The following is a 25244-nucleotide window of genomic DNA, read 5'->3' as shown; positions in this document are numbered from 1 at the left end:
GAACTTCACCGAGGAACTCACCGTGCTCAACCACTCCGGCCGGGAGATGCGCTTCGACCTGCGGCTGGAGATGGGCTCCGACTTCGCCGACCTCTTCGAGATCAAGCACCAGCAGCCGAAGAAGGGCCGGACCAGCGCGGTCGCCGGGGACAACACGCTGCGGCTGACCTACCGGCGGGAGGCGTTCCACCGCGAGGCGATGATCACCAGCAGCACCGACGCCCGCGTCGACCAGGCCGGGATGACCTGGTCGATCACCGTCGCCCCGCACAGCGAGTGGATCACCCGGCTGACCGTGACGCCGATCATCCACGGCGCGCGGGGCGAGGACGTCCGGGCGATCACCGCGCTCGGGGCGGCACGCGGGCCGTCGGTCATCCGCGACGAGCAGGAGGACCTGGTCGCCCGGGCGCCGCAACTCGGCTGCGACTGCGAGCCGCTCGCCGGGGCGTACCGGCAGAGCCTGCACGACCTGGCCGCGCTCCGGTACGAGTCGATCACGTTGGGCGTACGGCTGCTCGCGGCCGGTCTGCCCTGGTTCATGACCCTGTTCGGGCGGGACAGCATGCTCACCTCGTTGCAGGTGTTGCCGTTCCTGCCGGAGCTGGTGCCGCCGACGATCCTGATGCTGGCCGGGCTCCAGGGTCACCGGCTCGACGACTTCCGCGACGAGGAACCCGGCAAGATCCTGCACGAGCTGCGGTACGGCGAGACCGCCGGCTTCGAGGAGCAGCCGCACTCCCCCTACTACGGGGCCGCCGACTCGACCCCGCTGTTCCTCATCCTGCTCGACGAGTACGAGCGGTGGACCGGGGACGCGGCGCTGGTCAAACGGCTGGAGTTCGCCGCCCGCGCCGCCCTGCACTGGATCGACACCTACGGCGACCTGCTCGGCACCGGGTACGTCTGGTACCGCAGCCGCAACCCGGAGACCGGCCTGGAGAACCAGTGCTGGAAGGACTCCTGGGACGCCATCTCCTACGCCGACGGCCGGCTGCCCGGCTTCCCCCGGGCCACCTGCGAGATCCAGGGGTACGCCTACGACGCCAAGCGGCGCGGCGCCCGGATGGCCCGGCTGTTCTGGAACGACCCCGAGTACGCCGACCGGCTGGAACGGGAGGCGGCGGCGCTCAAGGAACGCTTCAACCGGGACTTCTGGATTCCGGAGAAGGAGTACTTCGCCGTCGCCCTGGACCCGGACGGCCGGCACGTCGACTCGCTCACCTCCAACATCGGCCACCTGTTGTGGAGCGGCATCGTCGACGAACCCCGGGCGGCCCGGATCGCCGAACACCTGCTCGGTCCCCGGCTCTACTCCGGCTGGGGGGTGCGCACCCTGGCCACCGACGAGGGCCGCTACAACCCGATCGGCTACCACGTCGGCACGGTGTGGCCGTTCGACAACGCGTTCATCGCCTGGGGCCTGAGCCGGTACGGCTTCCGGGAGGAGGCGGGGCGGATCTGCGAGGCGATGTTCGACGCCTCCCGGTTCTTCAACGGACGGCTACCGGAGGCGTTCGCCGGCTTCGAACGCACCCTCACCGACTACCCGGTGCAGTATCCGACGGCGTGCAGCCCGCAGGCCTGGTCGGCCGGTACGCCGCTGCTGCTGTTGCGGGTGATCCTCGGCCTGGAACCGCAGGGTGAGCACCTGATCATCGATCCGCTGGTGCCGGAGGGGATGGGTCGGGTCGAGCTGCTGGACATCCCGGGCCGGTGGGGTCGGGTCGACGCCCTGGGCCGCAGCCGGAGCCCGCGCGAGCACGGACCCCGCCGCTGACCGGGCGGGCGGGTCAGCCGGGGCAGCCGGTGGAGGCGGCGAGCCGTACCTGCGCGCCGGTGCCGTCGGCCAGCACGGTGGCCGGGCCGCTGCGGTAGGCGTACACCTCGGGGAGGTCGGCCACCGGGGAGCCGGCGGCCAGCGGACGCAGGCCGGTCAGCGCGACCGGCGCGTCGCCGGCCGAGACGGCGACGGTACGGGCGGTGCCGCCACCCGGGCAGGGCGCGGTGACCTGTTCCGGGGCGGACCGCGCCGGGCGGCCCAGCGCCCGCAGCGCGGCGTCCAGCGTGGGGTCGGCGGGGGCCGCCGACGGCTGCGGATAGCCGGCACCGACCGGGCGGCATCCCGTGTCGGCGGTGAACCGGACCCGGCCGCCGCTGGTGACCCGGCCCTGCACGGCGACGAACTCCCCGGCGTCGGCGCGCAACCGGGGACCGGACGCGCCGGCCCGCACCCCGGCCCGCCAGTCGGCCGGCAGCCGGTCGGCGACCCGGTCCAACAGGGCCCGCTCGCCCCCCTCGGCGACCAGCACGTCCAGCCCCCGGGTCAGGGTCGCGCCGTCGGCCATCGGGGTGATCCGGCAGCCGTGCTCGACCTGCGGGCCGGTCAGCGCCCAGGCCCCGTCGCCGACCGCCGCGACCAGTTCACCGAGCGCCCGGTCGACCACCGGGCCGGCGTCGGCGAGGGTGCGCTGTTCCTTGACGGTCGGCGGGTCGTGCCGGGCCGACCACCAGGTGAGCCCGCCCACCACCACCGCCCAGGTCACCGTCACGGCCAACAGCCAGGCCAGCCGGCGGCGTGGCGCGGACGGACCGGTCGGTGGGGCGTACCCCTGCTGGACGGCACCGTTCACCGGGCCATCGTGTCACGCCCCCGCCGCCGGCCCACCCGGCGGTGCCCGGGGTCAGCCGCGCGGTACGGCGAGCCGGTAGCCGACGCCGCGTACGGTCTGCACCTGCGGGCCGCCGGCCACCTCGCGCAGCTTGCGGCGCAACCGCTTGACCGCCGAGTGCAGGATGGCCGCGTCGCCCAGCCAGGTGCCGCCCCAGACCGAGCCGAAGATCCGTTCGTAGCTCCAGACCGACCCGGGGTCGCCCGCCAGCCGGGCCAGCAGCTCCCGTTCCAGCCGGGTCAGCGCCAGTGGCTCCCCCCGCCAGGTGACCATGTGGCGGGCCGGGTCGACGAGGAGGTCGCCGCAGTGCACCGGGACCTGCTCCGGCGGGGGCGCGGGGGCCGGCACCGGCGGGCCCGGGAAGAGCATGGCGCGCAACTCGGCCAGGTCGGCGCAGATCACCACCGGGCCGAGGTCGTCGAGCCGGCGGACCACCCGCTCCCGGACCGAGACGTCAGCGCTGACACAGACCACGAAAGGGATGTCGACACCGGTCACCCGTCCTCCCCAGGACCGCACCCGCCGCCCGCTGCCCGACGGGCCCGTCTGCCCACGACGGGGGCCGGCGCGGCCTGTCGTCAGCCTAGCGGTCAGCGTGGCGCCCGGTTACTGACCGAATACTGACCGACCCGATCCATTGATCAGCTTGGTTCTCCGGCTGAGCATGATGCACAGCGGCCGTGGGGGCCCACGCAGCACCCACCACCGGCCACCTCCTCAGCCGCTCCGCGTGGCCGCGACCCCGGCACACGCGGCCGGGCCCGAACCGATCGGGCCCGACGACGTGGGGAGGAACAGCGTGCTCAGACGACCGACCGGACGACCGTCCCGGTGGCGATTGGTGGCCGCGCTCGCGGCCGGACTCCTGGGCCTCACCGCCCAGCCCGCACTACCCGCCGGGGCCGCGCCGGCCGCACCCCGGGCCACCGTGGACCGGCAGGTCCTCGACGGGCTCGCCGACGGCACCGAGACCTTCCTGGTCTACCTGCGCGAACAGGCCCCGCTCGGGCAGGCGGCCCGGCTGCGCAGCCCGGACGCCCGCGCCGCCGAGGTGCACCGGCTGCTCACCACCACCGCCGACCGGACCCAGCGTGACCTGCGGACGGTGCTGGACGACCGGAAGGCCACCTACACCGCCTACTGGATCGCCAACGCGCTACGGGTGACCGGGGACCGGGCGCTGCTGGACACCATCGCCGCCCGGCCCGAGGTCGAGCGGATCGCCGCTACCCGCAGCTACCCGCTGATCCGTCCGGTCCGCAGCACCGCCGCCCGCGCCGGCACCGACGCCGTCGAGTGGGGACTGACCAACATCGGCGCACCCCGCGTCTGGGACGAGTTCGGCGACCGGGGTGAGGGCCTGGTCGTCGCCAACATCGACAGCGGCGTGCAGTTCGACCACCCCGCGCTGGTCAACTCCTACCGGGGCAACCTCGGTGGCGGGACGTTCGACCACAACTACGACTGGTACGACCCGGCCGGCATCTGCCCGCAGGACGCCCCCTGCGACAACAACGACCACGGCACCCACACCATGGGCACCATGGTCGGCACCGACGGGTCCGCCAACCAGGTGGGGGTCGCCCCCGGCGCGAAGTGGATCGCCGCCAAGGGCTGCGAGTCCAACAACTGCTCGGACGCCTCGCTGCTGGCCGCCGGCCAGTGGGTGCTCGCCCCGACCGACCTCAACGGCCAGAACCCCCGCCCCGACCTGCGCCCCGACATCGTCAACAACTCCTGGGGCGGCGACGGCGGCGACCCGTGGTACCAGCAGACCGTGGCCGCCTGGCGGGCCGCCGGGATGTTCCCGGTCTTCTCCGCCGGCAACGACGGCCCGGCCTGCGGCAGCGCCGGCTCCCCCGGTGACAACCCCAACGCGTACGCGGTCGGCTCGTACGACGTGAACAACACCATCTCCGGGTTCTCCGGCCGGGGCGACGCCACCGACCCGGCCGGGCTGAAGCCGAACATCGCCGCGCCCGGCAGCAACGTACGCTCCAGCGTCCCCGGTAACGGGTACGCGTCGTTCAACGGCACCTCGATGGCCGCACCGCACGTCGCCGGCACGATCGCCCTGATCTGGTCGGCCGCGCCCAGCCTGCGCGGGGACATCGCCGCCACCGAGGAGCTGCTCGACCGCACCGCGACCGACGTCGACGCGACCACCTGCGGGGGCACCGCCGCCGACAACAACGTCTTCGGCGAGGGTCGGCTCAACGCGTACGAGGCGGTCCGGCAGGCCCCGCGCGGTCCGGTGGGGCAGGTCGCCGGCCGGGTCACCGACGAGGCGACCGGCGACCCGGTGGCGGGTGCCACCGTCGCCACGGGCGCGCGCAGCGTCAGCACCGGCACCGACGGCAGGTACTCGCTGACCGTGCCGGCCGGCGAGACCACGCTGACCGTCTCCGCGTACGGCTTCCGCACCGCGACCGGCACCGTGACCGTCCCGGAGGACGGCTCGGTCACCCGGGACTTCGCCCTGACGGCCACGCCGACGGTCACCGTCTCCGGCCGGGTCACCGACGGCTCCGGGCACGGTTGGCCGTTGTACGCCACGATCGAGGTCGCCGGCCGCCCCGGCGGACCCGTCTTCACCGATCCGGTGACCGGCCGGTACTCGTTCACCGTGGCCGGTAACACCGACTACAAGCTCACCGTCACCGCGCAGTACCCGGGCTACCGGACGGTGACGAAGGACCTGACCGTCGGGTCGACGGCCACCACTGCCGACGTCCCCGTCCCGGTCGAGGCGGCCTGTGTCGCCGCCGGCTACACCGGCAGCCTCAGCGCGCCGCTGCTGTCGCAGAGCTTCGACGGCACCACCGCGCCGGAGGGCTGGTCGGTGCGCAACCGCACCGACAAGGGCGGTTGGGTCTTCAACGACCCGGGCGCACGGGGCAACCTGACCGGCGGCACCGGCGGGTTCGCGATCATCGACAGCGACAAGCTCGGCACCGGCAACACCCAGGACACCGACCTGGTCGCCCCGCCGGTCGACCTGTCCGCCTCGGCCGCGCCGCTGCTGCGTTTCCGCAGTGACTGGCGGGCCGTCGGGATCAGCGACACCGCCGACGTGGACGTCTCCACCGACGCCGGGGCGAGCTGGACGAACGTCTGGCACCAGACCGCCAGCCGGCGCGGCCCCCGGGTCGAGGAGGTGCCGCTGACCCCGGCGGCCGGTGCGACGGGGGCGCTGGTGCGCTTCCGGTTCAAGGGCACCTTCGCCTGGTGGTGGCAGGTGGATGACGTCCAGCTGGTCAACCGGGACTGCACGCCCGTCCCGGGCGGCCTGGTGGTCGGCAACACCACCGACCGCAACACCGGCGCGGCGGTCAACGGGGTGACGGTGACCAGCGTCGACCGGCCCACCGACACGGCCGTCTCGGCGGCCACCCCGGACGACCCGAACCTGCCGGACGGCTTCTACCACCTCTTCTCGGGGCTGACCGGCACCCACCCGTTCACCGCCGCCAAGCCGCCGTACACCCCGGTCACGCAGCAGGTGACGGTGGTGGCCGACAGCACCCGCCGGGCCGACCTGGCCCTGACCGCGGGGCGGCTCACCGTCAGCACCACCACGATCGAGGCCCACCAGCCGTACGGCAGCACCCGCACCGCCAAGGTGACGGTCCGCAACACGGGTTCCGCCCCGGCGACCGTGGAGCTGCTGGAACGTGGTGGCGGGTTCGAGGTGCTGTCCACCGGCGGCGCGCCGCTGCGGGAGCAGGTGGTCAAGGGGATCAGCACCGGCCGTACCGGTGCCCGGTACGGCGGCGGGAACGCCGACGCCGCGCCGCAGGCCGACGACGCGTGGGCCCGGATCACCAACCTGCCCGCCGCGATCTACGACAACGCGGCGGCCAACCTGGACGGCAAGGTCTACTCGGTCGGCGGCGGTGGCGACACCGGCAACGAGCGCAAGGCCTGGGTGTTCGATCCGGCCACCGGCGTCTGGACGGCGCTGCCCGACCTGCCGCACGCCCGTTCCAAGCCGTCGGCCGTGGGCATCAGCGGCAAGCTGTACGTGATCGGCGGCTGGGGCTCCGGCGACGGCATGGAGCCGTCGGTGGACGTCTTCGACCCGGGCGTCGGGGCGTGGAGCACCCTGGCCGGGGCGGTCAACCCGGCACCCGCCGCCGCGGCCGGCACCGCCGTGGCCGGGGGCAAGGTGTACCTGGTCGGCGGCTGCGTCGACAGCACCTGCACGGAGAGCAACAAGCTGGTGGTGTTCGATCCGCGTACCGGCACGTTCCGCACCGGCACGGCGTACCCGCACCCGGTCTCCTGGGTGTCCTGCGGCGGGATCGGCAGCCAGGTGTACTGCGCGGGCGGGGTCGCCGCCGACGAGTACACCGACACCTGGCGGTACGAGCCGGCGTCGGATTCCTGGAGCCCGCTGCCGAACCTCCCGGTCGACCTGTGGGGCTCCCAGTACGCGTCGGCCGGCGGCATGCTGGTGCTGGCCGGCGGGGTGACCGGCGGTTCGACGTCGGTCACCAACCGGACGCTCGGCTTCGACCCGGTCGCCGGGGCCTGGAAGAACCTGCCGAACGCCCAGTTCAGCAGGTACCGGGGTGCCGCCGCCTGCGGGGCGTACAAGATCGGTGGTTCGCCCAGCTCGTTCGTCGGCTCGGCGGACAGCGAACGGCTCGGCGGGCTGGAGGGCTGCTCGGACGCCAGTGACCTGCCGTGGCTGTCCACCGCACCGACCAGCTTCACGCTCGCCCCGGGGGCGTCCCAGACGGTCACCGTCACGCTGACCGCCACGGCGGCGGCCGGGGTGCTCCAGCCCGGGGCGTACTCGGGTGAGCTGGGGCTCACCTCGAACACGCCGTACCCGGTGTCGTCGGTCGGCGTCGAGATGAACGTCTCGCCGCCGAACAACTGGGGCAAGATCCAGGGCACGGTGACCGGGGTGACCTGCGGCGGCCAGACCGTCGGCGTCCCGGCGACGATCCGGCTGAACCTGGTCGGCTCGACCACCGGCACCACGCTCACCGCCGACGCCCAGGGTCGCTACGCCTGGTGGCTGCCCAAGGGCAAGTACGAGGTGATCGTGGCCAAGGACGGTTGGGTGCCCCAGGTCCAGCGCACCGTCGTGGAAGCGGGCATCGTCGGGACGCTCAACTTCGGGCTGACCCCGACGTCGACCTGCGCCGGCGTCCGGGCATCCGGCCTCTGACCGGCTGACCGCATTGACGGTGGCCGTCGACCCCTCCCGGGTCGGCGGCCACCGCCACGTCCCCCGGGCCGCCCCGCCCCGGCGGGCGGCGTCCGTCATGATCAACGCTCTTGGGTCGAGGTAGCGGTATCCGCCCGCTCCGATACCGCTACATCGGCCCAATGGATGAGCTACCCCAACGTGTTCGGCGGAGGTGCCGCTCATCAGTAGCACAATTTCGGACGGGCTGTTCCTTCTGGCAACTGCGTCTCATTATCCGTTCTGGAACATTTCCATCGCGCCTTGAGCAGGTCGGTTCCCCTCAGATCCGCCCCGAACAGCATCGCAGCTCCCAGATCCGCATCTTCCAGGCTCGCGCCACGCAGATCCGCCCGGAGTAGGGCCGCGTCCCTCACATTCGCGCGGCCCAGGTCCGCACCCCGCAGATTCGCCTCATTCAGATTCGCGTTGGCCAGATTCGCGTTACTCAGATCCGCGTCGAGCAGGTAGGCCCCTCTCAGGTTGGCGCGGCTCAGGTCCGCACCGCTGAGGTCCGCACCTATCAGGTCAGTGTTGGAGAGATTCAACCGGCGGGGACTCGGGTCCTCTACACCCGCACCGACGGTGCCATCGCGGTTGCTGTCGCGGCGGCTGAGCACGGTCAGCGCGGCTTGAATGTCAACCGGCGGGTTGGACCGGGCCGGGGAGTCTTGCGGGGGGAAGAGCGTCGGCATGGGCTTGGGCCATGCGGGCGCGGGCGCGTGGACCCGGACGAACGTGGTGAGAATGTCGACGACGGCGGGTTGGTCCGCAGCCGAGTCACGCATGATGCGTTCCAGTGCGTAAATCGCGCCCAGTCGCACGTCGATCTTCTCCGCGCCGGCCTGGCCGAGTTGCTCGATGGCCTTGGAGAATCGGTCGGTGATCTGCCCCTGCGCGGTGAGCCGCTGCTGTTCCCGGTTGGCTTCGTTGGTGAGATAGAGGCCGATGGCCACGAACAGCACCGACAGGATGCTGCCGACAGCCACCAGCCGCTGCCAGGGGTCAGCTACGACACCGATCTTTCCGGCCGGGACGAGTTCCAGCCGGGTCGTCGTAGGTCGGGAGGGACGTAGTGCCCTGCTCCTGGTCGGCGGCTGAGCCGCAACCCGCCAAGGCCGTCTCGATGCGGGCACACCACTGTGTGGACCTCGCGCAGGCGGTTTATCACCATCCGTGGACACAGGCACCATTAAACGTGATACAGGCAACTCTCCGAACACGCGCGATCACCCGGCGACGGTGGCGGTGGCGGTGGCGGTGGCGGAACCATCAGCTACCCGTCAGGGCTTGCGCAGCCAGGTCGCCGGGTCGGTGACGAAGATGCCCTTGCCCTGGTGGCGGCTGATCACTCCGAGCGCCTCAAGCCGCACGTTGACCAGGTTGATCGTCGACGGACTGACGTTGAACCGGCTGCACTGCTCGCTGATCGAGGGCAGCTTGTCTCCCGGCTTGTACTTACCCGACCTGACGTCGGAGACGATCTCGTCGGAGATCCGGATGTAGTCCGGGGTCGCAGGCATGGCACTCCTCGCGTGGCACCCGCGATTCGATCACGCTCTCATCACGGCATGCAACTACGCGCTGCAACCGGTCGTTGACTCTTTCAAGTTCCTCAAATAAGTTGGTCGGCGAGCGCTCCTCGCGTGGCAACGAGCAGGGCTCTCCCCCGGTCGGGGCGGGTGTCGAATCGGAAGGGAACCCGCCCGCCCCGGCCACCTTCCACGGCAGCACGATCCCCCGCTGCCCCCTGCGGAGAGGTGGTCCCATCGTGTGCAGGTTCCTCCGGCTGTTCCGCCGGAACCGGTCGACGGCAACCGACCGGCCCGTGACAACCGACCGGTCCAGGACTGCCGAGCGGCCCACGGCGGCCGAGCGGTCGTCCGCCCGGCACCGGGTCACCAACCGGTCCCCGGCCAATCAAGCCCCGGCCAGACATCCCGCGAGCAACCGGACCGGCAACCGTCCTGTCCAACCGTCCGGGCCGCCGGGGCGGCAGAACACCGGGCACCACGGGCCGGCAGCACACCACCACCGACCGGTGGCGCACCGGCACAAACCCGTGGCACACCGGCACCAACCGGTGGGGTACCGGCCGCTCTGCACGAGCCAGGTGCGGCAGCAGCGGTTCCGGCGGTCCCGACACGGGTTGGACCCGACCGAGGTGGACGGGTTCCTGCACCGGATCGCCGACGAGCTGACCGTGCTGCACGCCGAGCTGGCCCGTACCCGGGAGGAGAACGCGCGGATCAAGGGTGCGCTGCGCGACTGGCAGTCCCGGTTCGCTCCCCGGGTGGTGCGGGTGTGACCGCCGCGACCGAGCGCGAGCGGTTCGTCGTACACCTGACTGTCGCCGCCGACGACCTGCCGGCGGCGCGGCTGCTGGCCCGCGCGATCGGCCGGTCGCTGGCGTTCCTGCCGGAGCTGGTGCTCGGCGAGACGACCGTCTCCGAGGAAGGCGTGACGGACCCGCAGCACCAGGTGTTCTGTGATCGGCGGCTCGGTGGGCGTCGCCGCTGTGTCCGGCGGGTCGACCACCAGGGCGGCTGCACCTCGTGACACCGCTGGCCGGGCGACGACCCGGCGGGCGGGCTGCCGGGCGACCGGCGCGGACACCCGGGCTGCCGGGCGACGGGCACCTCGTGCCTGCCGGGCGCGGACATCCGGTTGTCGGGCGCGCCGCCGGAGGGTGGATCGGCCCGGGGCGGGTCACCCCGGGTGGGGTGACCGGCCCCGGGCCGATCGCGAGCGTGGGTCAGGCCACCGTGACGGTGACCTCGTTGATGCCCCGGTTGGCGGTCACGGCGGTGTCGCCGTTGCCGTGCCGGGACAGCGCCCGCAGGGTCCAGTTGCCCGGCGCGGCGAAGAACCGGAACTGCCCGGCCGGGGAGGTGACGACCTCGGCGGTGAACTCACCCGTCGAGTCGAGCAGCCGGACGTACGCGCCGGGCACGACGTCGCCCGACTCGGCCAGCACCTGGCCGGTGATGACGGTTTCCTTCTCCAGGTCCAGGCTGGCCGGCAGGGGCGCGGACTGGTCCGGTGCGGCGCAACCGGCGGCGGTGGGAGCGGTCATGGCTCAGGCCTCCCCGGGCTCGTCGCCGAGCGCCACCGGCACGCCGACCAGCGAGCCGTACTCGGTCCAGGAACCGTCGTAGTTCTTCACGTTGGGGTGGCCGAGCAGCTCCTGCAGGACGAACCAGCTGTGCGAGGAGCGCTCGCCGATCCGGCAGTAGGCGATGGTCTCCTTGCCGTCGTCCAGCCCGGTGTCGGCGTAGATCTTGCGCAGCTCGTCGTCGGACTTGAAGGTGCCGTCCTCGTTGGCCGCCTTGGACCACGGCACACTGATCGCCGTGGGGATGTGCCCGGCCCGCTGCGCCTGCTCCTGCGGCAGGTGCGCGGGGGCCAGCAGCCGGCCGGCGAACTCGTCGGGGCTGCGCACGTCGACCAGGTTCTTGGTGCCGATCGCGGCGACGACCTCGTCGCGGAAGGCCCGGATCGAGGTGTCCGGCTCCTGCGCGACGTACTGGGTGGCCGGGCGGGTGACCGCGTCGGTGACCAGCGGGCGGGCGTCCAGCTCCCACTTCTTGCGACCGCCGTCGAGCAGCTTGACGTCGCGGTGGCCGTAGAGCTTGAAGTACCAGTACGCGTACGCGGCGAACCAGTTGTTGTTGCCGCCGTAGAGGACCACGACGTCGTCGTTGCCGATGCCCCGCTCGGAGAGCAGCGCCTCGAACTGGGCCTTGTTGACGAAGTCCCGGCGGACCTGGTCCTGCAGGTCGGTCTTCCAGTCGAGCTTGATCGCGCCGGCGATGTGGCCGGTGTCGTAGGCCGAGGTGTCCTCGTCGACCTCGACGAAGACGACGCCCGGGGCGTCGAGGTTCTTCTCGGCCCATTCGGCCGAGACGAGTGCGGTGTCGCGACTCATCAGATCACTCCCTGGTGAGGATGGGTGGTGAGCCAGCGCGGGTGGTGGAGATCGGTGATGTCGCACCATGCGCGGGACCCATAGAGGAACGGATCACGGGTTCGTGCGACGGCGCCGCTGCCGGGCGTTTCGGAGGGTTGGCACCGAAGGTCGGAAGGACCCTGGGTGCGGTGGCCGCTAGGCGGCCGGAGACAGCCCCGCCGTCAGATGACGGAGCGACACAGGCAGGTGGCCACGCGGCACAGGTCGACCGCGCGCCGTTTGGTGAGGTGCGTCCCCATGGGCTCGGAGCCTACCAGCCGTCCCGGAGAGTGCCAGCTCACGACCAACATGCGGGACGCAGGCCCACCTGGCGGGCAGCGCCGGGCGGGTCCGCGTCCACGACTGAGCGGCGAGTCAGCTCGGCGAGTTGATCGGGACGTCCTTCGCGTCGGCGGTCACCGCGAGCCCCTCCGGACGCGGCTCGACCTTGCGCACGTTGAGCTGGAACGGCAGCGACGGCAGGGGCACGTCGACCGAGATGCCCCGGGCGTAGTTGTTCAGCAGGGTCCGGGCCAGCGGCACCGCCGGCAGCCCCTGGGCGTTGAGGTCGCTGAACTTCAGCGACACCTTCCCGCCGTCGGCCACGGTGACCTCGGCGGTGCCGGTGACGGTGAGCTTCTGGCCGAGGATGTCGACGGGCGCGGTGACGGCGAGCTTGCCGTTCTGCTCACCGAGCTTGAGCCCCGGCCGGTCCAGCAGCTTGGCCAGGCTGTCGTAGGTGACCGTGCCGGTGCCGGCCACCGTCTCGGCCACCACCTCGCCCTGCCCGGAGCGGATGGTGTCCAGCGGGGCGCGCACGTTGCGGGCGTCCACGTCGAGCCGGGGCAGGCTGACCGCGTTGCCCTCCACCGACCCCTGCACGTCGGTCAGCACGATGGAGATCCGCTCGTACCGGCCGTCGACCACCTGGGTGAGGAACGGGAAGCCGCCCACGTCGACCTGGGGCGGCGCGGAGCTGGCGTCCTGATCGGTGATCGCCTGCTGCACTTGGTCGGCGATGGCGCGTTCGGCCAGCCCGGCCGCCACCCGGTCGGCCACCACCAGCAACCCGCCCAGGATCAGCACCAGGACGACAAGTACGACGAGCCACCTGCGCCCGCGCCGCCGGGGCCGCTCCTCGTACGTCTGCGCCACGCCCGTCTCCGTCCGTCGTCGCCGTCGCGGGTGCGCGACGTGCCGGTCATCGATGCCGCCGCCCGCGGCGCACCGGTACTACCCGAGCGCCGCCGCGCCCAATCGCGCCGCGCGCCCCACCGCCGTCAGCCGGCCTCAGCCGGCGTCGGAGGATCAGAGAAAGAGCACACACATGGCGTACGCCGCCGGAGCGGCGAGCGCGAACCCGCCGAGCGGTCCCTGCATGTGCCGGGCGATCCACATGGTGGGTGGCTCGCCGGCCATCAACCGGCCCGCCTCGGCGTAGCCGACGGCGAGGTCGGCCAGCACGGCGGTGGCCGCGGTGACCAGACCGATCACCGCGGCGCTGGTCGGGGTGAAGCCGACCAGGTAGCTGCCGAGCAGGGCGCTGGTGAGGGTGCCGACCATCGCCCCGACGACCACCCCGGCGGCCCCCCGGGGCACCTGCGGCGCGAGCCGGGGCCAGGCGAGCACGGCGTCGGTGAGCCGGGCCACGGTGAGGGCGACGCCGGCGGCGACCAGGCAGACGGTGATCGCCTGGGTGCCGGCGGGAATCCGGCTGAGCGTGATCAGGGTGGCGAACGCCACCACACCGACCACGATGAGCAGGGTGGTGCCGAGCGAGTCGGTCACCCGGACCCGGTCCACCCGGCGCACGAGCTGGCCGAGCACCCCGACCAGGAATCCGCCCAGCGCCACGTACCCGAGCGGGGCCAGCCCGGCCACGTCGGTCTGCACGGCGGCGACGTCGGCCGCAGCGGCGACCACGCCGCTGGTCAGCGCGACCAGCAGCAGCGCCGGCGGGCGCATGGCCATCGTCCAGGCCAGCACGAAGAGCAGTTGCACGCCGAACACGATGATCGCGAACGGCAGCCGGTGACCGGGGCCGGCGGTCTGCGCGCCGAGCACCAGGCCGACGCCGAGCAGGGCGGCGAAACCGGCGACGGTCAGCGAGAGCGGCCGGCGCACCTCGACCGGTTCGACCGGTTCCTCGTCCGGCTCGACCTCGTCGTCCTCGCTGCGCCGCGGCTGGCCGCCCTTGCGGAACCGGCGTGGGCCGCGCTGGCGGCGGCCCCCGGCGTCGTCGTCGGGGGCGGGACCGGGTGCGGGCCCTCCGGCCGGGCCGGCGGGCCCGTCGGGGGCGTCGTCGGCCCACGGGTCACGGCCGGTCTCGGGCGAGGTGGAGGGAAACACGCCCCGATCGTGCCAGACCGACGGGGATCGGCGGGGATCACGGGGTGCCCGACGGGGATCACGGTTTCGGCGACGTTAAAACCTGACCGGTGATCACGGGCAGATCCGACAAACAGGAAAGGACGCCGAGGTGACAGCGGCGCAATCGGTTAGGCTCAGGCTGTTACCCGCCCGTCAGCGACGCCGGGACCCACGCAAGTTCTCAGCGCCCTGCCCACCCGCGGGGCAGCTGGTCGCGTGCGGCCGAAGGGCCGCCGGGACGGAGGTGATCGTGTGGAGCTCCTGCTGCTGGTGACCGCGCGCGCAGGTGAGCCCTCGGCGGTGCTGCCGGCACTCGACCTGTTGCCGCATTCGGTCCGTACCGCACCGCGTGACGTCCGCACCCTGGTTTCCGGGCCCAGCCCGGACGCGGTGCTGGTCGACGCCCGGTCCGAGTTGAGCGAGGCCCGTGCCACCTGTCGCATGCTGCACGCCACCGGCCTGGGCGTGCCGCTGGTCGCGGTGGTGACCGAGGCCGGCCTGATCGCCCTGAACGCCGACTGGGGCGTGGACGACGTGATCCTGGCCGGGGCGGGGCCGGCCGAGGTGGAGGCCCGGCTGCGGCTCGCCGTGGGTCGGCTGAGCAACGCCACGTCCGGGGCCGGCGGCTCGATCCGGGCCGGCGAGTTGAACATCGACCCGGACACCTACGCGGCGAAGCTGAAGGGCCGGCCGCTCGACCTCACCTACAAGGAGTTCGAGCTGCTCAAGTTCCTCGCCCAGCACCCGGGCCGGGTGTTCACCCGGGACCAGTTGCTGCGCGAGGTCTGGGGCTACGACTACTTCGGCGGCACCCGGACGGTGGACGTGCACGTCCGGCGGCTGCGGGCCAAGCTCGGCTCGGAGTACGAGTCGATGATCGGCACGGTCCGCCAGGTGGGCTACAAGTTCGTGGTCCCGCCGTCGTCCCGGTCGCTGCCCGAGTCCGAGCCCGCGCCGCTGCCGGTCTGATCCCGGGCGGTATTACCGCACCCCGATAGGACTATTTCCATACGCCCCTTTTGCCCCTGTTGTCGGTTCTATTCTTGGTGCCGTAATCAGCAGGGGCGAGAGGGGCTACGGTGCGTGCACTGACCACGGGGGCGACGAGAGGGCCGTCCCGCGATCCGGACCGGCGGTGGCGCTGATGCGCACCCGGTCGACCAGTGGGACCGTCGGGACGGTCGGCGTCGTCACGCTGGTGCTGGCCGCCCTGCTCGGGTCCGCGTACGCGCTCGGCCGCAGCATGATCCCCGACCCGCCCCGTCAGCCTCTCGGCGCGTCGGCGCAGGTCGACGGGGCCCAGTACGGCGAACAACCCGCCGACCCGGCCGCGCCGCCCGCCACCCGCCCCGACGGGTCCAGCCCGGCCGGCACCCCCACCGCCGGGGCCGACCCGGACACGCCGCAGCCGGCCAGCGGCGGTGACGGCCCGTTCGGCAGCCACGCCAGCACCGGCACCGGTGAGGTCGCGCTGACCTTCGACGACGGCCCCGACCCGACGTACACCCCGCAGGTGCTGGAGGTGCTGCGCGCGTACGGGGTCAAGGCGACGTTCTGCGTGGTCGGCGAGAACGCCCAGGACCACCCCGACCTGATCCGCGCGATCGTGGCCGACGGGCACACCCTGTGCAACCACTCGTGGCACCACGACGTACTGCTCGGCAAGCGCTCCCCCGCCCTGATCCGGGCCGACCTGATCCGCACCAACGACGCCATCCACGCCGCCGTGCCGGACGCCCCGGTGAGCTACTTCCGGCAGCCCGGCGGGGCCTGGACCTACCCCGTCGTGTCGGTCGCCGAGGGGCTGGGGATGACCCCGCTGCACTGGACCGTCGACCCCAACGACTGGCAGGTCCCCGGGGCCGCGAAGATCACCGCGACGGTCTCCCGGGACACCGGGCCGGGCGCGGTCGTGCTCATGCACGACGCCGGTGGCGACCGACAGGGCACCGTGGACGCGCTGCGTCGGCTGCTGCCCGACCTGACCGGCCGGTTCCAGCTTGAGGCGCTACCGCCCGGCGGGGCCAACTGAGCCGGCAGGGCCAACTGAGCCGGCGGGGCCGACCGGGCGGGCGACGCGGACTACGGTGGCGGGATGAGCAGCGTCGAACCGACCGTCGACCGGGTGGCCCGCACCGACCGCCTCACCCCGGACGAGGTGACCGAGGTGCTGGCCCTGGCCCGGCTCGGCGGCGACGCCGACGGGGCCGACCCGTTCGACGAGCACACCCTGCTGCGGCTGCGTGACCCGCACGCGCCGGCCGGGCATCTGACCGCCCGCGCCGCAGACGGCACCCTGACCGGGTACGCCCACCTGGACACCACCGAGCCGGAGTCCGGGGTCGGGGTGGAGCTGGTGGTGCACCCGACGTTCCGACGGCGGGGCACCGGACGGGCGCTGGTCCGGGGCGTCCTCGCGGCGGCCACCGGCCCGCTGCGGGCCTGGGCGCACGGCGACCACCCGTCCGCCGCGGCGCTCGCCGTCGACCTCGGCTTCACCCGGGCCCGGGTGCTCTGGCAGTTGCGCCGCTCGTTGACCGCCCCGGTGTCGCCACCCCACCTGCCCGACGGGGTGACGCTGCGGTCCTTCCGCCCCGGTGCGGACGACGACGCCTGGCTCGCGCTCAACGCCCGTGCCTTCGCCACGCACCCCGAGCAGGGCCGGTGGACCACCGACGACCTGCGGGCCCGACTGGCCGAGTCGTGGTTCGACCCGGACGGTTTCCTGCTCGCCGTCGACTCCGCCGGGCGGCTGCTCGGCTTCCACTGGACCAAGGTGCACGAGCGGCCGGGCTCGGCCCGTACCGGTGAGGTCTACGTGGTGGGGGTCGACCCGGACGCCCACGGCGGCGGCCTGGGCCGGGCGCTCACCACGGCCGGCCTGGCCTACCTGCGGGACCGGCGCGGGCTGGACCGGGTGATGCTCTACGTCGACGAGTCGAACACGGCCGCCGTCGCGCTCTACGAACGGCTCGGGTTCGCCCGCTGGTGCGGGCACGTCAACTACCACCTGGGCTGACGCTCTCCCGTCCACTCCACCCCCGGCCGGTGACCGGCCGGGGCCATGACCGGCGTTGTCTCCGTGCGGTAACGACGGGGCCACGCACGGATAACGACTGCCCGGATATGTCGCATCAATGCGGATACCGGGACGGCAGTTCACCTAACGGACAACCCTCCCTCAGGCAGCGGTCACCTTCCCGGCTGGGGCTGTTCATGCCCCGTTCACTTCCGACCGGCGAACCGTCTACCTGGCACTTCTAGCTTTCGTGTCAGCCGGTCAGCGCCGGCACTCGGGCCCCATCCGGGCGACCTGACCAAAGACGTGAAGGGAAACCCCTCAGGTGAAGCTCCAGCGGCACGGCGCCATTGCCTGCCTCGCTCTTACTGCGGTCCTCGGCCTCAGCGCCTGCGGCTCGGACAACAACGAGCCGGCCAGCGCCTCCGCCTCCGGCTCGGCCAGCGCGGCCGACTGCGGCAAGGGCACCCTGAACGCGCAGGGCTCCTCCGCGCAGAAGAACGCCATGGCTGAGTGGATCAAGGCGTACCAGCAGAAGTGCAGCGGCACCACGATCAACTACGAGTCGACCGGCTCGGGCGCGGGCATCCAGGCGTTCATCGCCGGCACCGCCGACTTCGCCGGTTCCGACTCCGCCCTCAAGCCGGAGGAGCAGCCGCAGGCCGACGCCAAGTGCACCGGCGGCGCGGCGCTCAACCTGCCGATGGTGATCGGCCCCGTCGCGGTCGTCTACAACGTCGGCGGCCTGGACAACCTCCAGCTCAAGCCGACCACCCTGGCGCAGATCTTCGCCGGCAAGGTCACCAAGTGGGACGACCCGGCGATCAAGGCCGACAACCCGAATGCCACGCTCCCGGCCTCGGCGATCCAGACGGTGCACCGCTCCGACGAGTCGGGCACCACCGACAACTTCACCAAGTACCTGTCGAAGACCGCGCCGGCCGAGTGGACCTTCGGCAACAACAAGGCGTGGAAGGCCCCCGGTGGCCTCGGTGCCCCCAAGTCCGACGGTGTCGCCTCCAAGGTCAAGAGCACCGAGGGCACGATCAGCTACGTCGAGTGGTCGTACGCCGAGAACTCCGGCCTGAAGAAGGCCAAGGTGCAGAACGGGGCCGGCGAGTACACCGAGCTGACCGCCGAGTCGGCCGGCAAGACCATCGCCGGGGCCAAGATCGAGGGCCAGGGCGACGACCTCAAGATGTCGATCGACTACGCCACCAAGGAGGCCGGGGCGTACCCGATCGTCCTGGTGACCTACGAGATCGTGTGCAGCAAGGGCATCGCCGCCGACAAGCTGCCGCTGGTCAAGGGCCTGCTGGGCCACGCCGCCAGCACCGAGGGCCAGGCCGAGCTGGTCGAGCTGGGCTACGCCCCGCTGCCCGACTCGGTCCGGACCAAGGTCGAGGCCGCGGTCAAGAACCTGGCCTGACCGTCCCGAGCGACAACACCCCCTCAAGTCGAAGCGAGCGAGCAGATGGGTGAAACCCCTCACCGCTCGGCACACGCCGGCACCGGCGGACACCCCGTGACCCTGGGTCACGAGCGGTCCGCCGGTGCCTCGGCGCGTGTGGCCGAGGCACCAGTCAGCCCCCGTACCCCCGATGACGACCGTGGCCTCGGCGGAGGCGGCGGGCTGCCCCGGGCCCGCGCGTTCGGCGCGGAACGGGCGTTCCGTGGCGTGACCCTGGCCGCCGGCGTCGCCGTGCTGGTCATCATCGCGGCCATCGCGGTCTTCCTGATCGCCAAGGCCGTGCCGGCGCTGCGGGCCAACAGTGCGAACTTCTGGACCTTCGAGGGCTGGTTCCCCAACGACGACCCACCCACGTTCGGCATCGGCGCGCTCGCCTTCGGCACCGTGCTCACCGCCCTGCTGGCGCTGCTGGTCGCGGTGCCGGTGGCGCTGGGCATCGCCCTCTACCTGTCGCACTACGCGCCCCGGCGGCTCGGCACCGCGCTGGGCTTCGTGATCGACCTGCTGGCCGCCGTGCCGAGCGTGGTGTTCGGCCTGTGGGGGCGGGACTACCTGGTCGGGCCGGTCGCCGACCTGTCGGCCTGGCTGAACAGGTACTTCGGCTGGATTCCGATCTTCGGCGACGGCCCGTACGGCAACTCGATCCTGCTCGGGTCGCTGGTCCTGGCGATCATGGTGCTGCCGATCATCACCTCACTCTCCCGCGAGGTGTTCCTCCAGACCCCGACGGCCAACGAGGAGGCCGCCCTCGCGCTGGGCGCCACCCGCTGGGAGATGCTGCGCACGGCGGTGCTGCCGTACGGCCGGCCGGGCATCATCGCCGCCGTCATGCTCGGCCTCGGCCGGGCGCTCGGCGAGACCATCGCGCTCGCGCTCACCCTCGGTTCGACGTACGCCATCTCGTTCAACATCCTCGCCAACGGCGGCAACAGCATCGCCGCGAACATCGCCAACCGGTTCGCGGAGGCGAACGAGACCGGCCGGGGCGCGCTCATCGCCTCCGGCCTGGTGCTCTTCGCGATCACGCTGGTCGTCAACATCACCGCGCGGGCGATCATCTACCGCCGCCGCGAGTTCACGGAGTCGGCCGCATGACCACCACCCTCACCCCCCGCCGTTCCCGCCCGCCGGCCCAGCCGGACAGCCTGCGGGCGAAACGCCTGCCCGGGTACGCCGCCCCCGCCCTGGCGGTGCTGGCCCTGCTGGTCGCCGCCGGCATCGTCTACGGCGTCGACCTCGGCGGCCCGGTCCTGGTCGTGGTGCTCGGCGCGCTGCTCTACCTGACCGGTCTCTTCGTCGCGGCGAACGCGGTGGAGGGCCGACGCTCGGCCCGCAACCGGTTCTGGAGCGCGCTGATCCACTCCGCCCTGGTGCTGGCCGTGCTGCCGCTGGCCTCGGTGGTGTGGACGCTGGTCAGCAAGGGCACCGCCCGGCTCGACGGCGACTTCTTCGGCAGCTCGATGAACAACATCGGGGCCCGGGACGCCAACGGCGGCGCGTACCACGCCATCGTCGGCACCCTGGAGCAGGTCGGCATCGCCACCGCGATCACCGTCCCGCTCGGCGTGCTCTGCGCGATCTACATCGTCGAGTACGGCCGGGGCCGGTTCGCCTTCACCATCCGGTTCTTCGTCGACGTGATGACGGGCATCCCGTCCATCGTCACCGGCCTGTTCGTGCTGGCCTTCTGGGTGCTGATCGTGTCCCCGTGGTTCAACGACGGCCAGCCCGGCTTCTCCGGCTTCGCCGCCGCGCTGGCGTTGAGCGTGCTGATGCTGCCCACGGTGGTCCGTTCCACCGAGGAGATGCTGCGGCTGGTCCCCGCGCCGCTGCGGGAGGGTGCGTACGCCCTCGGCGTGCCGAAGTGGAAGACCATCCTGCGGGTGGTGCTGCCGACCGCGCTGCCCGGCATCGTCACCGGCATCATGCTCTCCATCGCGCGGGCCGCCGGTGAGACCGCCCCGGTGCTGCTCGTCGCCGGTGGTGGTGCGGCGATCAACTTCAACCCGTTCGAGAACAACCAGTCGTCGCTGGCCCTCTTCGTCTACCAGCAGGCCGGCGAGGCGTCGAAGTACTCCCCGGCACGGGCCTGGACCGCGGCGTTGACCCTGGTCGTCCTCGTGCTCGTCCTGACCGTCGCCGCGAAGCTGCTGGCCCGCCGCAACCGGCTCGGCCGATGAACCCCGGAGGTACCACCATGGCCAAGCGCATCGACGCCACCGACGTGACCGCGTACTACGGCGGTTTCAAGGCGATCGAGAACATCAACCTGACGGTCGAGCCGAAGACGGTCACCGCCCTGATCGGGCCGTCCGGCTGCGGCAAGTCGACCTTCCTGCGGTCGATCAACCGGATGCACGAGGTGCTGCCGGGTGCCCGGGTCGAGGGCAGCCTGACCATCGACGGCCAGGACGTCTACCACCGCGACGTCGACGTGACCGCCGTCCGCCGCATGATCGGCATGGTGTTCCAGCGCCCGAACCCGTTCCCCACCATGAGCATCTTCGAGAACGTGGTGGCCGGGCTGCGGCTCAACGGGGTCCGCCGGAAGTCCATCCTGGACGAGGCCGCCGAGAAGGCGCTGCGCGCGGCGAACCTGTGGGACGAGGTCAAGGACCGCCTCGGCAAGCCCGGCGCGGGCCTGTCCGGCGGTCAGCAGCAGCGGCTGTGCATCGCCCGGACCATCGCGGTCGAGCCGCAGGTGGTGCTGATGGACGAGCCCTGCTCGGCGCTGGACCCGATCTCGACGCTGGCCATCGAGGACCTGATGTTCCAGCGCAAGGACCAGTGCACCATCCTCATCGTCACCCACAAAATGCAGCAGGCGGCCCGGGTCTCCGACCGAACCGCCTTCTTCTCTATCGAGCAGACCGGTGACCCCGGCCGACTCATCGAGTACGACAACACCCAGAAGATCTTCAGCAACCCCGGCCAGAAGAAGACCGAGGACTACATCACCGGCCGCTTCGGCTGACCCCCGCCCGCTCCGGGGGCGACCGCCGCAGCGGTGGGGGTTCCCCCGGAATACCCCTGCGGGTCCTTTCGACCTGATGACCTCAACGACTCACCCGCCCGGCGACGTCACCAGCCCGACCGCCCGCACGGGTGCTCCTGCCCGGTGGCACGGCGAACTGCCCGCACCGGCGGTGCCGGTGAGTCGTCAGCGTCATCAGCTCTAAAGGGTCCGAGTGGCGACAGTCCAGGCGGGGGTCGCCGGTTCGCCGCCGGGCGCGCGCTCGGTGGACCTGCACGGTGGAGCGCGGCGGAACCGGGTGCAGCGGGGCCGGCAGCCCCGGACCGCCCGCCCGACGCGAAAGGCAGCGGGTCAGGCGAGGGTGAAGTGCGGGGTGCCGTCCTCGGCGACGTGGAGGCGGGGGGTCACCGGGGTGGCCGCGTCCCGGGCCGCCGAGGCACGCGCCACCGCAGCCAGGCCACCGCCACCAGCGCCGCCGGCAGCCACGCCACCGCCACCAGCGACGGCACCGTCGGCAGTGACGCCGCCGGCCGACACAGCAGCGCCACCGGCAGCGGCGGCGACCACCTCGGCCAGGGTGACCAGGGTGGGCGGGAGCATGGTCAGCTCGCCGGCCCGCGCGCGGGCCAGGGCGTCCGCCGGGCGGACCCACATGGTGTGGTCGGCCTCGCCGGAGACGTCCCGGGTCCGCTGCCCCCGGGGCAGCAGAGCGACGAAGAAGTACGTGTCGAAGCGGCGCGGCTCGAACTCCGGGGTGATCCACCGGCTCCACGGCAGCAGCAGGTCGGACCGCAGGGTGAGCTGCCGCTCGGCGAGCAGCCCGGCGAAGCCCCGCCGACGTGCCTCCAGATCCTGCCGTGCGGCCTCCCAGTCGTCACCGCTGACGTCGCCCACCACGGTGTCCGGGTCGGGGCCGGCCAGCAGCACCCCGGCCTCCTCGAAGACCTCCCGCGCGGCGGCGCACACCACCGCCCGGGCGGCCTCGGGCGTGACACCCAGCCGCCCCGCCCAGGTTGCCGGGTCGGGCCCGGCCCAGTCCAGGTGCGCCTCGGAGTCCGACGGGTCGACACCGCCGCCGGGGAAGGCGTACACCCCGCCGAAGGCCATCGCGGCGACCCGGCGGATGACGTACACCTCGAAGTCGGTGCCGGCCGGGCGGAGCAGCAGCACGGTGGCCGCGACCCGGGGTGCCGCCGGGGTGCCGCCCTCGGCGTGGAACCGACGGGCGTGCTCGACCAGGGCCGGCGGGGCGGGGAAACCGGTGCCGTCGATCGTCATGCGCCGAGCCTAGCCCCGCCGCCCGGACCGCCCCCGGATCGGCGACCCAGCCCGACCCCCGCCCGCCCCCGGCCAGCGCCTCCCGCCGACGCCCCCGGCCGGCGGGCCCCGACGGGCGGGACGACGGCGACAGGCCGCCGACCGGCGACGAGCGGCGGGTTAGCGTGGGCGCATGACACGTTGGGGGATTCTGTCCACCGGCCACATCGCCGGCCGGTTCGCCGAGGACCTCGGGCTGGTGCCGGGGGCCGAGCTGGTCGCGGTCGGCTCACGGACCATCGGGAGCGCCGAGGAGTTCGCCGGCCGTTACGGGGCCGACCGGGCGTACGGCTCGTGGGCCGAGCTGGCGGCCGACGACGGGCTGGACGCGATCTACGTGGCCACCCCGCACGCCGCCCACCACGAGGCCGCCCGGATCTGCCTGGAGGCCGGGCGGGCGGTGCTGTTGGAGAAGCCGTTCACCCTGGACCTGGCCACCAGCACCGAGCTGGTCGAGCTGGCCCGGGCCCGGGGGGTCTTCCTGATGGAGGCCATGTGGATGCGCTGCAACCCGCTGATCCTGCGCCTGGTCGAGCTGGTCCGGGCCGGGGCGATCGGCGAGGTGACGAGTGTGCGGGCCGACTTCGGGGTGGCCGGGCCGTTCCCGCCGGAGCACCGGATGCGCAACCCGGCGCTGGGCGGCGGCGCCCTGCTGGACCTGGGCGTCTACCCGGTGAGCCTGGCGCACCTGCTGCTCGGCGTGCCGCAGCACGTGCAGGCGTGGGCGAAGCTCAGCCCGGAGGGGGTGGACGAGAACACCGGCATCGTCTTCGGGTACGACTCGGGCGCGGTCGCCACGCTGGGCTGCGGCATGGTGGGGGCGACCCCGCTGACCGCCGCGATCACCGGCACCACCGGCCGGATCGAGCTGCCCGAGCCGTTCTTCCGGCCGGGTTCGGCGGTGCTGCACCGGGCCGGTGCCGAGCCCGAGACGCTCACCGACGACCCGGCCGGCGGCGGCTACCAGTACGAGGCCGCCGAGGTGCAGCGCTGTCTGGCGGCCGGGCTGACCGAGAGCCCGCTGGTGCCGCACGCGGTCACCCTGGAGGTGATGGCCCTGCTGGACGACATCCGGGGCCGGATCGGCGTCGACTACGCCTGAGCACGGCGTCGCCGAGGGGCACCCCGGGGTCGGGGCACCCCTCGGCGACGGCGGTCAGAACAGCGGGCGGACCAGCAGGTAGGTGAGGCAGGCGATCAGGGCGGCGGCCGGGAACGTGATGATCCAGGCGAGCACGATGTTGCCGGCCACGTTCCAGCGGACGGCGGACAGCCGCTTGGTCGCGCCCACCCCCATGATCGCCGAGGTGATCGTGTGGGTGGTGGAGATCGGGGCCTTGAGCACCAGGGCGTTGAAGTAGAGCACCGCGCTGGCCACCGTCTCGGCCGCGAAGCCCTCCGGCGGACCCAGGTCGATGATCTTACGGCCGAGGGTCCGGATGATCCGCCACCCACCGGCGTACGTGCCGAGCGCCAGCATGGTCGCCGAGGTCCAGAAGACCCAGCCCGGGATGTGCGTCTTGTCGTCCTGGAAACCGCCGGTGTAGAGGGCCAGCACCACGATGCCCATGGTCTTGGCCGCGTCCTGCATGCCGTGGCCGACCGACATGGCCGCCGCCGAGGCGGTCTGCGCCCAGCGGAAGCCCCGGTTGAGCTTGCCCGGCTGCCCCTTACGGAACGCCCACAGGATGGCCAGCATCAGCAGGTAACCGAGGGTGAGGCCGATGATCGGGGAGAGCACCATCGGCAGGATGACCTTCTCGCCGATGGTGACCCACTGCACCACGCCACCGGTGGAGAGCAGGGTCGCCCCGACCAGCCCGCCGAACAGCGCGTGCGAGGACGACGACGGCAGGCCGAAGTACCAGGTGATCAGGTTCCAGGCGATCGCGCCGAGCACCCCGGCGAAGACCACCCCGAGACTGCCCACCCCGGTGGGGAGGGTGACCAGGCCGTCGCCGACGGTCTTGGCCACGCCGGCACCGAAGTGCGCGCCGACGAAGTTGCCGACCGCGGCCAGGCCCAGGGCGATCCGGGGGGTCAGCGCCCGGGTGGAGACGCTTGTCGCGATCGCGTTGGCGGCGTCGTGGAAGCCGTTGGTGTAGTCGAACGCCAGGGCCACCGCGATCACCGCCAGCACGGCGATGAGTTCGGGACTCACAGGATCAGGACTCCTTGACCGCGATGGTCTCGACGGTGTTCGCCACGTGCTCGAAGGCGTCGCAGGCGGCCTCCAGCTCGTCGGCGACCTCCTTCATCTTCAGCACGGTCA

Annotated in this window: 22 protein-coding genes and 2 pseudogenes; 12 read left to right on the top strand and 12 right to left on the bottom strand. The window is 72.6% G+C overall.

Going from position 1 to position 25244, the window contains the following annotated elements:
* A partial coding sequence (locus tag ACOJTC_RS14630; RefSeq protein WP_420117274.1) for a glycogen debranching N-terminal domain-containing protein occupies nt 1-1780 on the top strand: 1780 nt, incomplete at its 5' end.
* Nucleotides 1781-1793: 13 nt separating this feature from the next.
* Here the strand turns inward: ACOJTC_RS14630 and ACOJTC_RS14625 are convergent.
* Nucleotides 1794-2570, bottom strand: coding sequence for a hypothetical protein (locus tag ACOJTC_RS14625; RefSeq protein WP_420117275.1), 777 nt, complete (start codon nt 2568-2570; stop codon nt 1794-1796).
* A 114-nt stretch (nt 2571-2684) separates the two neighbouring features.
* Nucleotides 2685-3170, bottom strand: a complete 486-nt coding sequence (locus ACOJTC_RS14620; protein WP_420117273.1) for a winged helix-turn-helix domain-containing protein — start codon at nt 3168-3170, stop codon at nt 2685-2687.
* A 301-nt stretch (nt 3171-3471) separates the two neighbouring features.
* On the opposite strand from ACOJTC_RS14620, the gene ACOJTC_RS14615 reads away from it, so the two are divergent.
* Complete coding sequence (locus ACOJTC_RS14615) at nt 3472-7854, top strand: S8 family serine peptidase (RefSeq protein ID WP_420117272.1); 4383 nt, start codon at nt 3472-3474, stop codon at nt 7852-7854.
* A 203-nt stretch (nt 7855-8057) separates the two neighbouring features.
* Here ACOJTC_RS14615 and ACOJTC_RS14610 read toward each other — a convergent pair whose 3' ends face one another.
* Nucleotides 8058-8861, bottom strand: a complete 804-nt coding sequence (locus tag ACOJTC_RS14610) for a pentapeptide repeat-containing protein (protein ID WP_420117271.1) — start codon at nt 8859-8861, stop codon at nt 8058-8060.
* 294 nt (nt 8862-9155) lie between these two features.
* On the bottom strand, nt 9156-9395 hold the full coding sequence (locus ACOJTC_RS14605; RefSeq protein ID WP_420117270.1) for a winged helix-turn-helix domain-containing protein: 240 nt from the start codon (nt 9393-9395) through the stop codon (nt 9156-9158).
* Nucleotides 9396-9985: 590 nt separating this feature from the next.
* On the opposite strand from ACOJTC_RS14605, the gene ACOJTC_RS14600 reads away from it, so the two are divergent.
* Entirely contained in the window at nt 9986-10180 is a 195-nt protein-coding gene (locus ACOJTC_RS14600; protein ID WP_420117269.1) for a DivIVA domain-containing protein, read from the top strand.
* A pseudogene (locus ACOJTC_RS14595) lies at nt 10177-10425 on the top strand (hypothetical protein); the annotation flags it as partial. The gene ACOJTC_RS14600 and the pseudogene ACOJTC_RS14595, both read left to right, overlap by 4 nt.
* A 202-nt stretch (nt 10426-10627) precedes the next feature.
* On the opposite strand, the gene ACOJTC_RS14590 reads toward ACOJTC_RS14595, so the two are convergent.
* The 5 genes from ACOJTC_RS14590 to ACOJTC_RS14570 all read right to left on the bottom strand — a co-directional run bounded on the left by ACOJTC_RS14590 (nt 10628) and on the right by ACOJTC_RS14570 (nt 14170).
* Nucleotides 10628-10948, bottom strand: a complete 321-nt coding sequence (locus ACOJTC_RS14590) for a DUF1416 domain-containing protein (RefSeq protein WP_204924734.1) — start codon at nt 10946-10948, stop codon at nt 10628-10630.
* A gap of 3 nt (nt 10949-10951) precedes the next feature.
* Nucleotides 10952-11800 (bottom strand): sulfurtransferase, encoded by an 849-nt coding sequence (locus ACOJTC_RS14585; RefSeq protein ID WP_420117268.1) that lies wholly within the window; start codon nt 11798-11800, stop codon nt 10952-10954.
* A gap of 203 nt (nt 11801-12003) precedes the next feature.
* Nucleotides 12004-12081 (bottom strand): Ms5788A family Cys-rich leader peptide, encoded by a 78-nt coding sequence (locus ACOJTC_RS14580; protein WP_323135737.1) that lies wholly within the window; start codon nt 12079-12081, stop codon nt 12004-12006.
* A 115-nt stretch (nt 12082-12196) separates the two neighbouring features.
* Nucleotides 12197-12976 carry a DUF2993 domain-containing protein gene (locus ACOJTC_RS14575; protein ID WP_420117267.1) on the bottom strand — a complete coding sequence of 260 codons (780 nt, stop codon included), beginning with the start codon at nt 12974-12976 and terminating at the stop codon, nt 12197-12199.
* A gap of 153 nt (nt 12977-13129) precedes the next feature.
* Nucleotides 13130-14170 carry a hypothetical protein gene (locus ACOJTC_RS14570; protein ID WP_420117266.1) on the bottom strand — a complete coding sequence of 347 codons (1041 nt, stop codon included), beginning with the start codon at nt 14168-14170 and terminating at the stop codon, nt 13130-13132.
* Between the two features lie 273 nt (nt 14171-14443).
* Here ACOJTC_RS14570 and ACOJTC_RS14565 point away from each other — a divergent pair, with 273 nt between their 5' ends.
* The 7 genes from ACOJTC_RS14565 (at nt 14444) to pstB (ending at nt 21655) form a co-directional block, all read left to right on the top strand.
* A complete protein-coding gene (locus ACOJTC_RS14565; RefSeq protein WP_088643167.1) occupies nt 14444-15160 on the top strand; it encodes a winged helix-turn-helix transcriptional regulator in 717 nt (238 codons plus the stop codon).
* A 175-nt stretch (nt 15161-15335) separates the two neighbouring features.
* Nucleotides 15336-16223, top strand: a complete 888-nt coding sequence (locus ACOJTC_RS14560; protein ID WP_420117265.1) for a polysaccharide deacetylase family protein — start codon at nt 15336-15338, stop codon at nt 16221-16223.
* A 63-nt stretch (nt 16224-16286) separates the two neighbouring features.
* On the top strand, nt 16287-17210 hold the full coding sequence (gene mshD / locus ACOJTC_RS14555) for a mycothiol synthase (RefSeq protein WP_420117264.1): 924 nt from the start codon (nt 16287-16289) through the stop codon (nt 17208-17210).
* A 325-nt stretch (nt 17211-17535) separates the two neighbouring features.
* Nucleotides 17536-18639: a phosphate ABC transporter substrate-binding protein PstS gene (gene pstS / locus ACOJTC_RS14550; RefSeq protein WP_204924728.1), complete on the top strand. Its 1104-nt coding sequence runs from the start codon at nt 17536-17538 to the stop codon at nt 18637-18639.
* Nucleotides 18640-18684: 45 nt separating this feature from the next.
* A complete protein-coding gene (gene pstC, locus ACOJTC_RS14545; RefSeq protein ID WP_088643170.1) occupies nt 18685-19776 on the top strand; it encodes a phosphate ABC transporter permease subunit PstC in 1092 nt (363 codons plus the stop codon).
* Nucleotides 19773-20861, top strand: coding sequence for a phosphate ABC transporter permease PstA (gene pstA, locus ACOJTC_RS14540; protein WP_204924727.1), 1089 nt, complete (start codon nt 19773-19775; stop codon nt 20859-20861). The genes pstC and pstA overlap by 4 nt, the downstream gene beginning before the upstream one ends.
* Before the next feature lie 17 nt (nt 20862-20878).
* The gene (gene pstB, locus ACOJTC_RS14535; protein WP_420117263.1) at nt 20879-21655 is read left to right on the top strand and encodes a phosphate ABC transporter ATP-binding protein PstB; all 777 of its coding nucleotides are present in this window, start codon (nt 20879-20881) and stop codon (nt 21653-21655) included.
* A 351-nt stretch (nt 21656-22006) separates the two neighbouring features.
* Here pstB and ACOJTC_RS14530 read toward each other — a convergent pair whose 3' ends face one another.
* Nucleotides 22007-22933 (bottom strand): NUDIX hydrolase, encoded by a 927-nt coding sequence (locus ACOJTC_RS14530; RefSeq protein WP_420117262.1) that lies wholly within the window; start codon nt 22931-22933, stop codon nt 22007-22009.
* A gap of 172 nt (nt 22934-23105) precedes the next feature.
* Between ACOJTC_RS14530 and ACOJTC_RS14525 the strand changes: the two genes are divergently transcribed.
* Entirely contained in the window at nt 23106-24074 is a 969-nt protein-coding gene (locus ACOJTC_RS14525; RefSeq protein ID WP_204924725.1) for a Gfo/Idh/MocA family protein, read from the top strand.
* Between the two features lie 54 nt (nt 24075-24128).
* Here ACOJTC_RS14525 and ACOJTC_RS14520 read toward each other — a convergent pair whose 3' ends face one another.
* Together ACOJTC_RS14520 and ACOJTC_RS14515 are read right to left on the bottom strand one after the other, a co-directional pair.
* On the bottom strand, nt 24129-25133 hold the full coding sequence (locus ACOJTC_RS14520) for an inorganic phosphate transporter (protein WP_204924724.1): 1005 nt from the start codon (nt 25131-25133) through the stop codon (nt 24129-24131).
* A 4-nt stretch (nt 25134-25137) separates the two neighbouring features.
* Nucleotides 25138-25244 (bottom strand): annotated as a pseudogene (locus ACOJTC_RS14515) (DUF47 domain-containing protein); the annotation flags it as partial.

Origin of the sequence: Micromonospora sp. (assembly GCF_048594385.1) — a bacterium.
Lineage (GTDB): Bacteria > Actinomycetota > Actinomycetes > Mycobacteriales > Micromonosporaceae > Micromonospora > Micromonospora wenchangensis.
The sequence above is the reverse complement of the archived record's forward strand: the minus strand, read 5'-3'. Positions and strand labels throughout refer to the sequence as shown.

What these genes read in the sequence shown, in the direction of transcription:
- ACOJTC_RS14605 (WP_420117270.1), bottom strand. Translation starts at nt 9,395, where the DNA reads ATGCCTGCGACCCCGGACTACATCCGGATCTCCGACGAGATCGTCTCC.
- ACOJTC_RS14590 (WP_204924734.1), bottom strand. Translation starts at nt 10,948, where the DNA reads ATGACCGCTCCCACCGCCGCCGGTTGCGCCGCACCGGACCAGTCCGCG.
- ACOJTC_RS14585 (WP_420117268.1), bottom strand. Translation starts at nt 11,800, where the DNA reads ATGAGTCGCGACACCGCACTCGTCTCGGCCGAATGGGCCGAGAAGAAC.
- ACOJTC_RS14580 (WP_323135737.1), bottom strand. Translation starts at nt 12,081, where the DNA reads ATGGGGACGCACCTCACCAAACGGCGCGCGGTCGACCTGTGCCGCGTG.
- ACOJTC_RS14560 (WP_420117265.1), top strand. Translation starts at nt 15,336, where the DNA reads ATGCGCACCCGGTCGACCAGTGGGACCGTCGGGACGGTCGGCGTCGTC.
- mshD (WP_420117264.1), top strand. Translation starts at nt 16,287, where the DNA reads ATGAGCAGCGTCGAACCGACCGTCGACCGGGTGGCCCGCACCGACCGC.
- pstC (WP_088643170.1), top strand. Translation starts at nt 18,685, where the DNA reads ATGGGTGAAACCCCTCACCGCTCGGCACACGCCGGCACCGGCGGACAC.
- pstA (WP_204924727.1), top strand. Translation starts at nt 19,773, where the DNA reads ATGACCACCACCCTCACCCCCCGCCGTTCCCGCCCGCCGGCCCAGCCG.
- pstB (WP_420117263.1), top strand. Translation starts at nt 20,879, where the DNA reads ATGGCCAAGCGCATCGACGCCACCGACGTGACCGCGTACTACGGCGGT.
- ACOJTC_RS14530 (WP_420117262.1), bottom strand. Translation starts at nt 22,933, where the DNA reads ATGACGATCGACGGCACCGGTTTCCCCGCCCCGCCGGCCCTGGTCGAG.
- ACOJTC_RS14525 (WP_204924725.1), top strand. Translation starts at nt 23,106, where the DNA reads ATGACACGTTGGGGGATTCTGTCCACCGGCCACATCGCCGGCCGGTTC.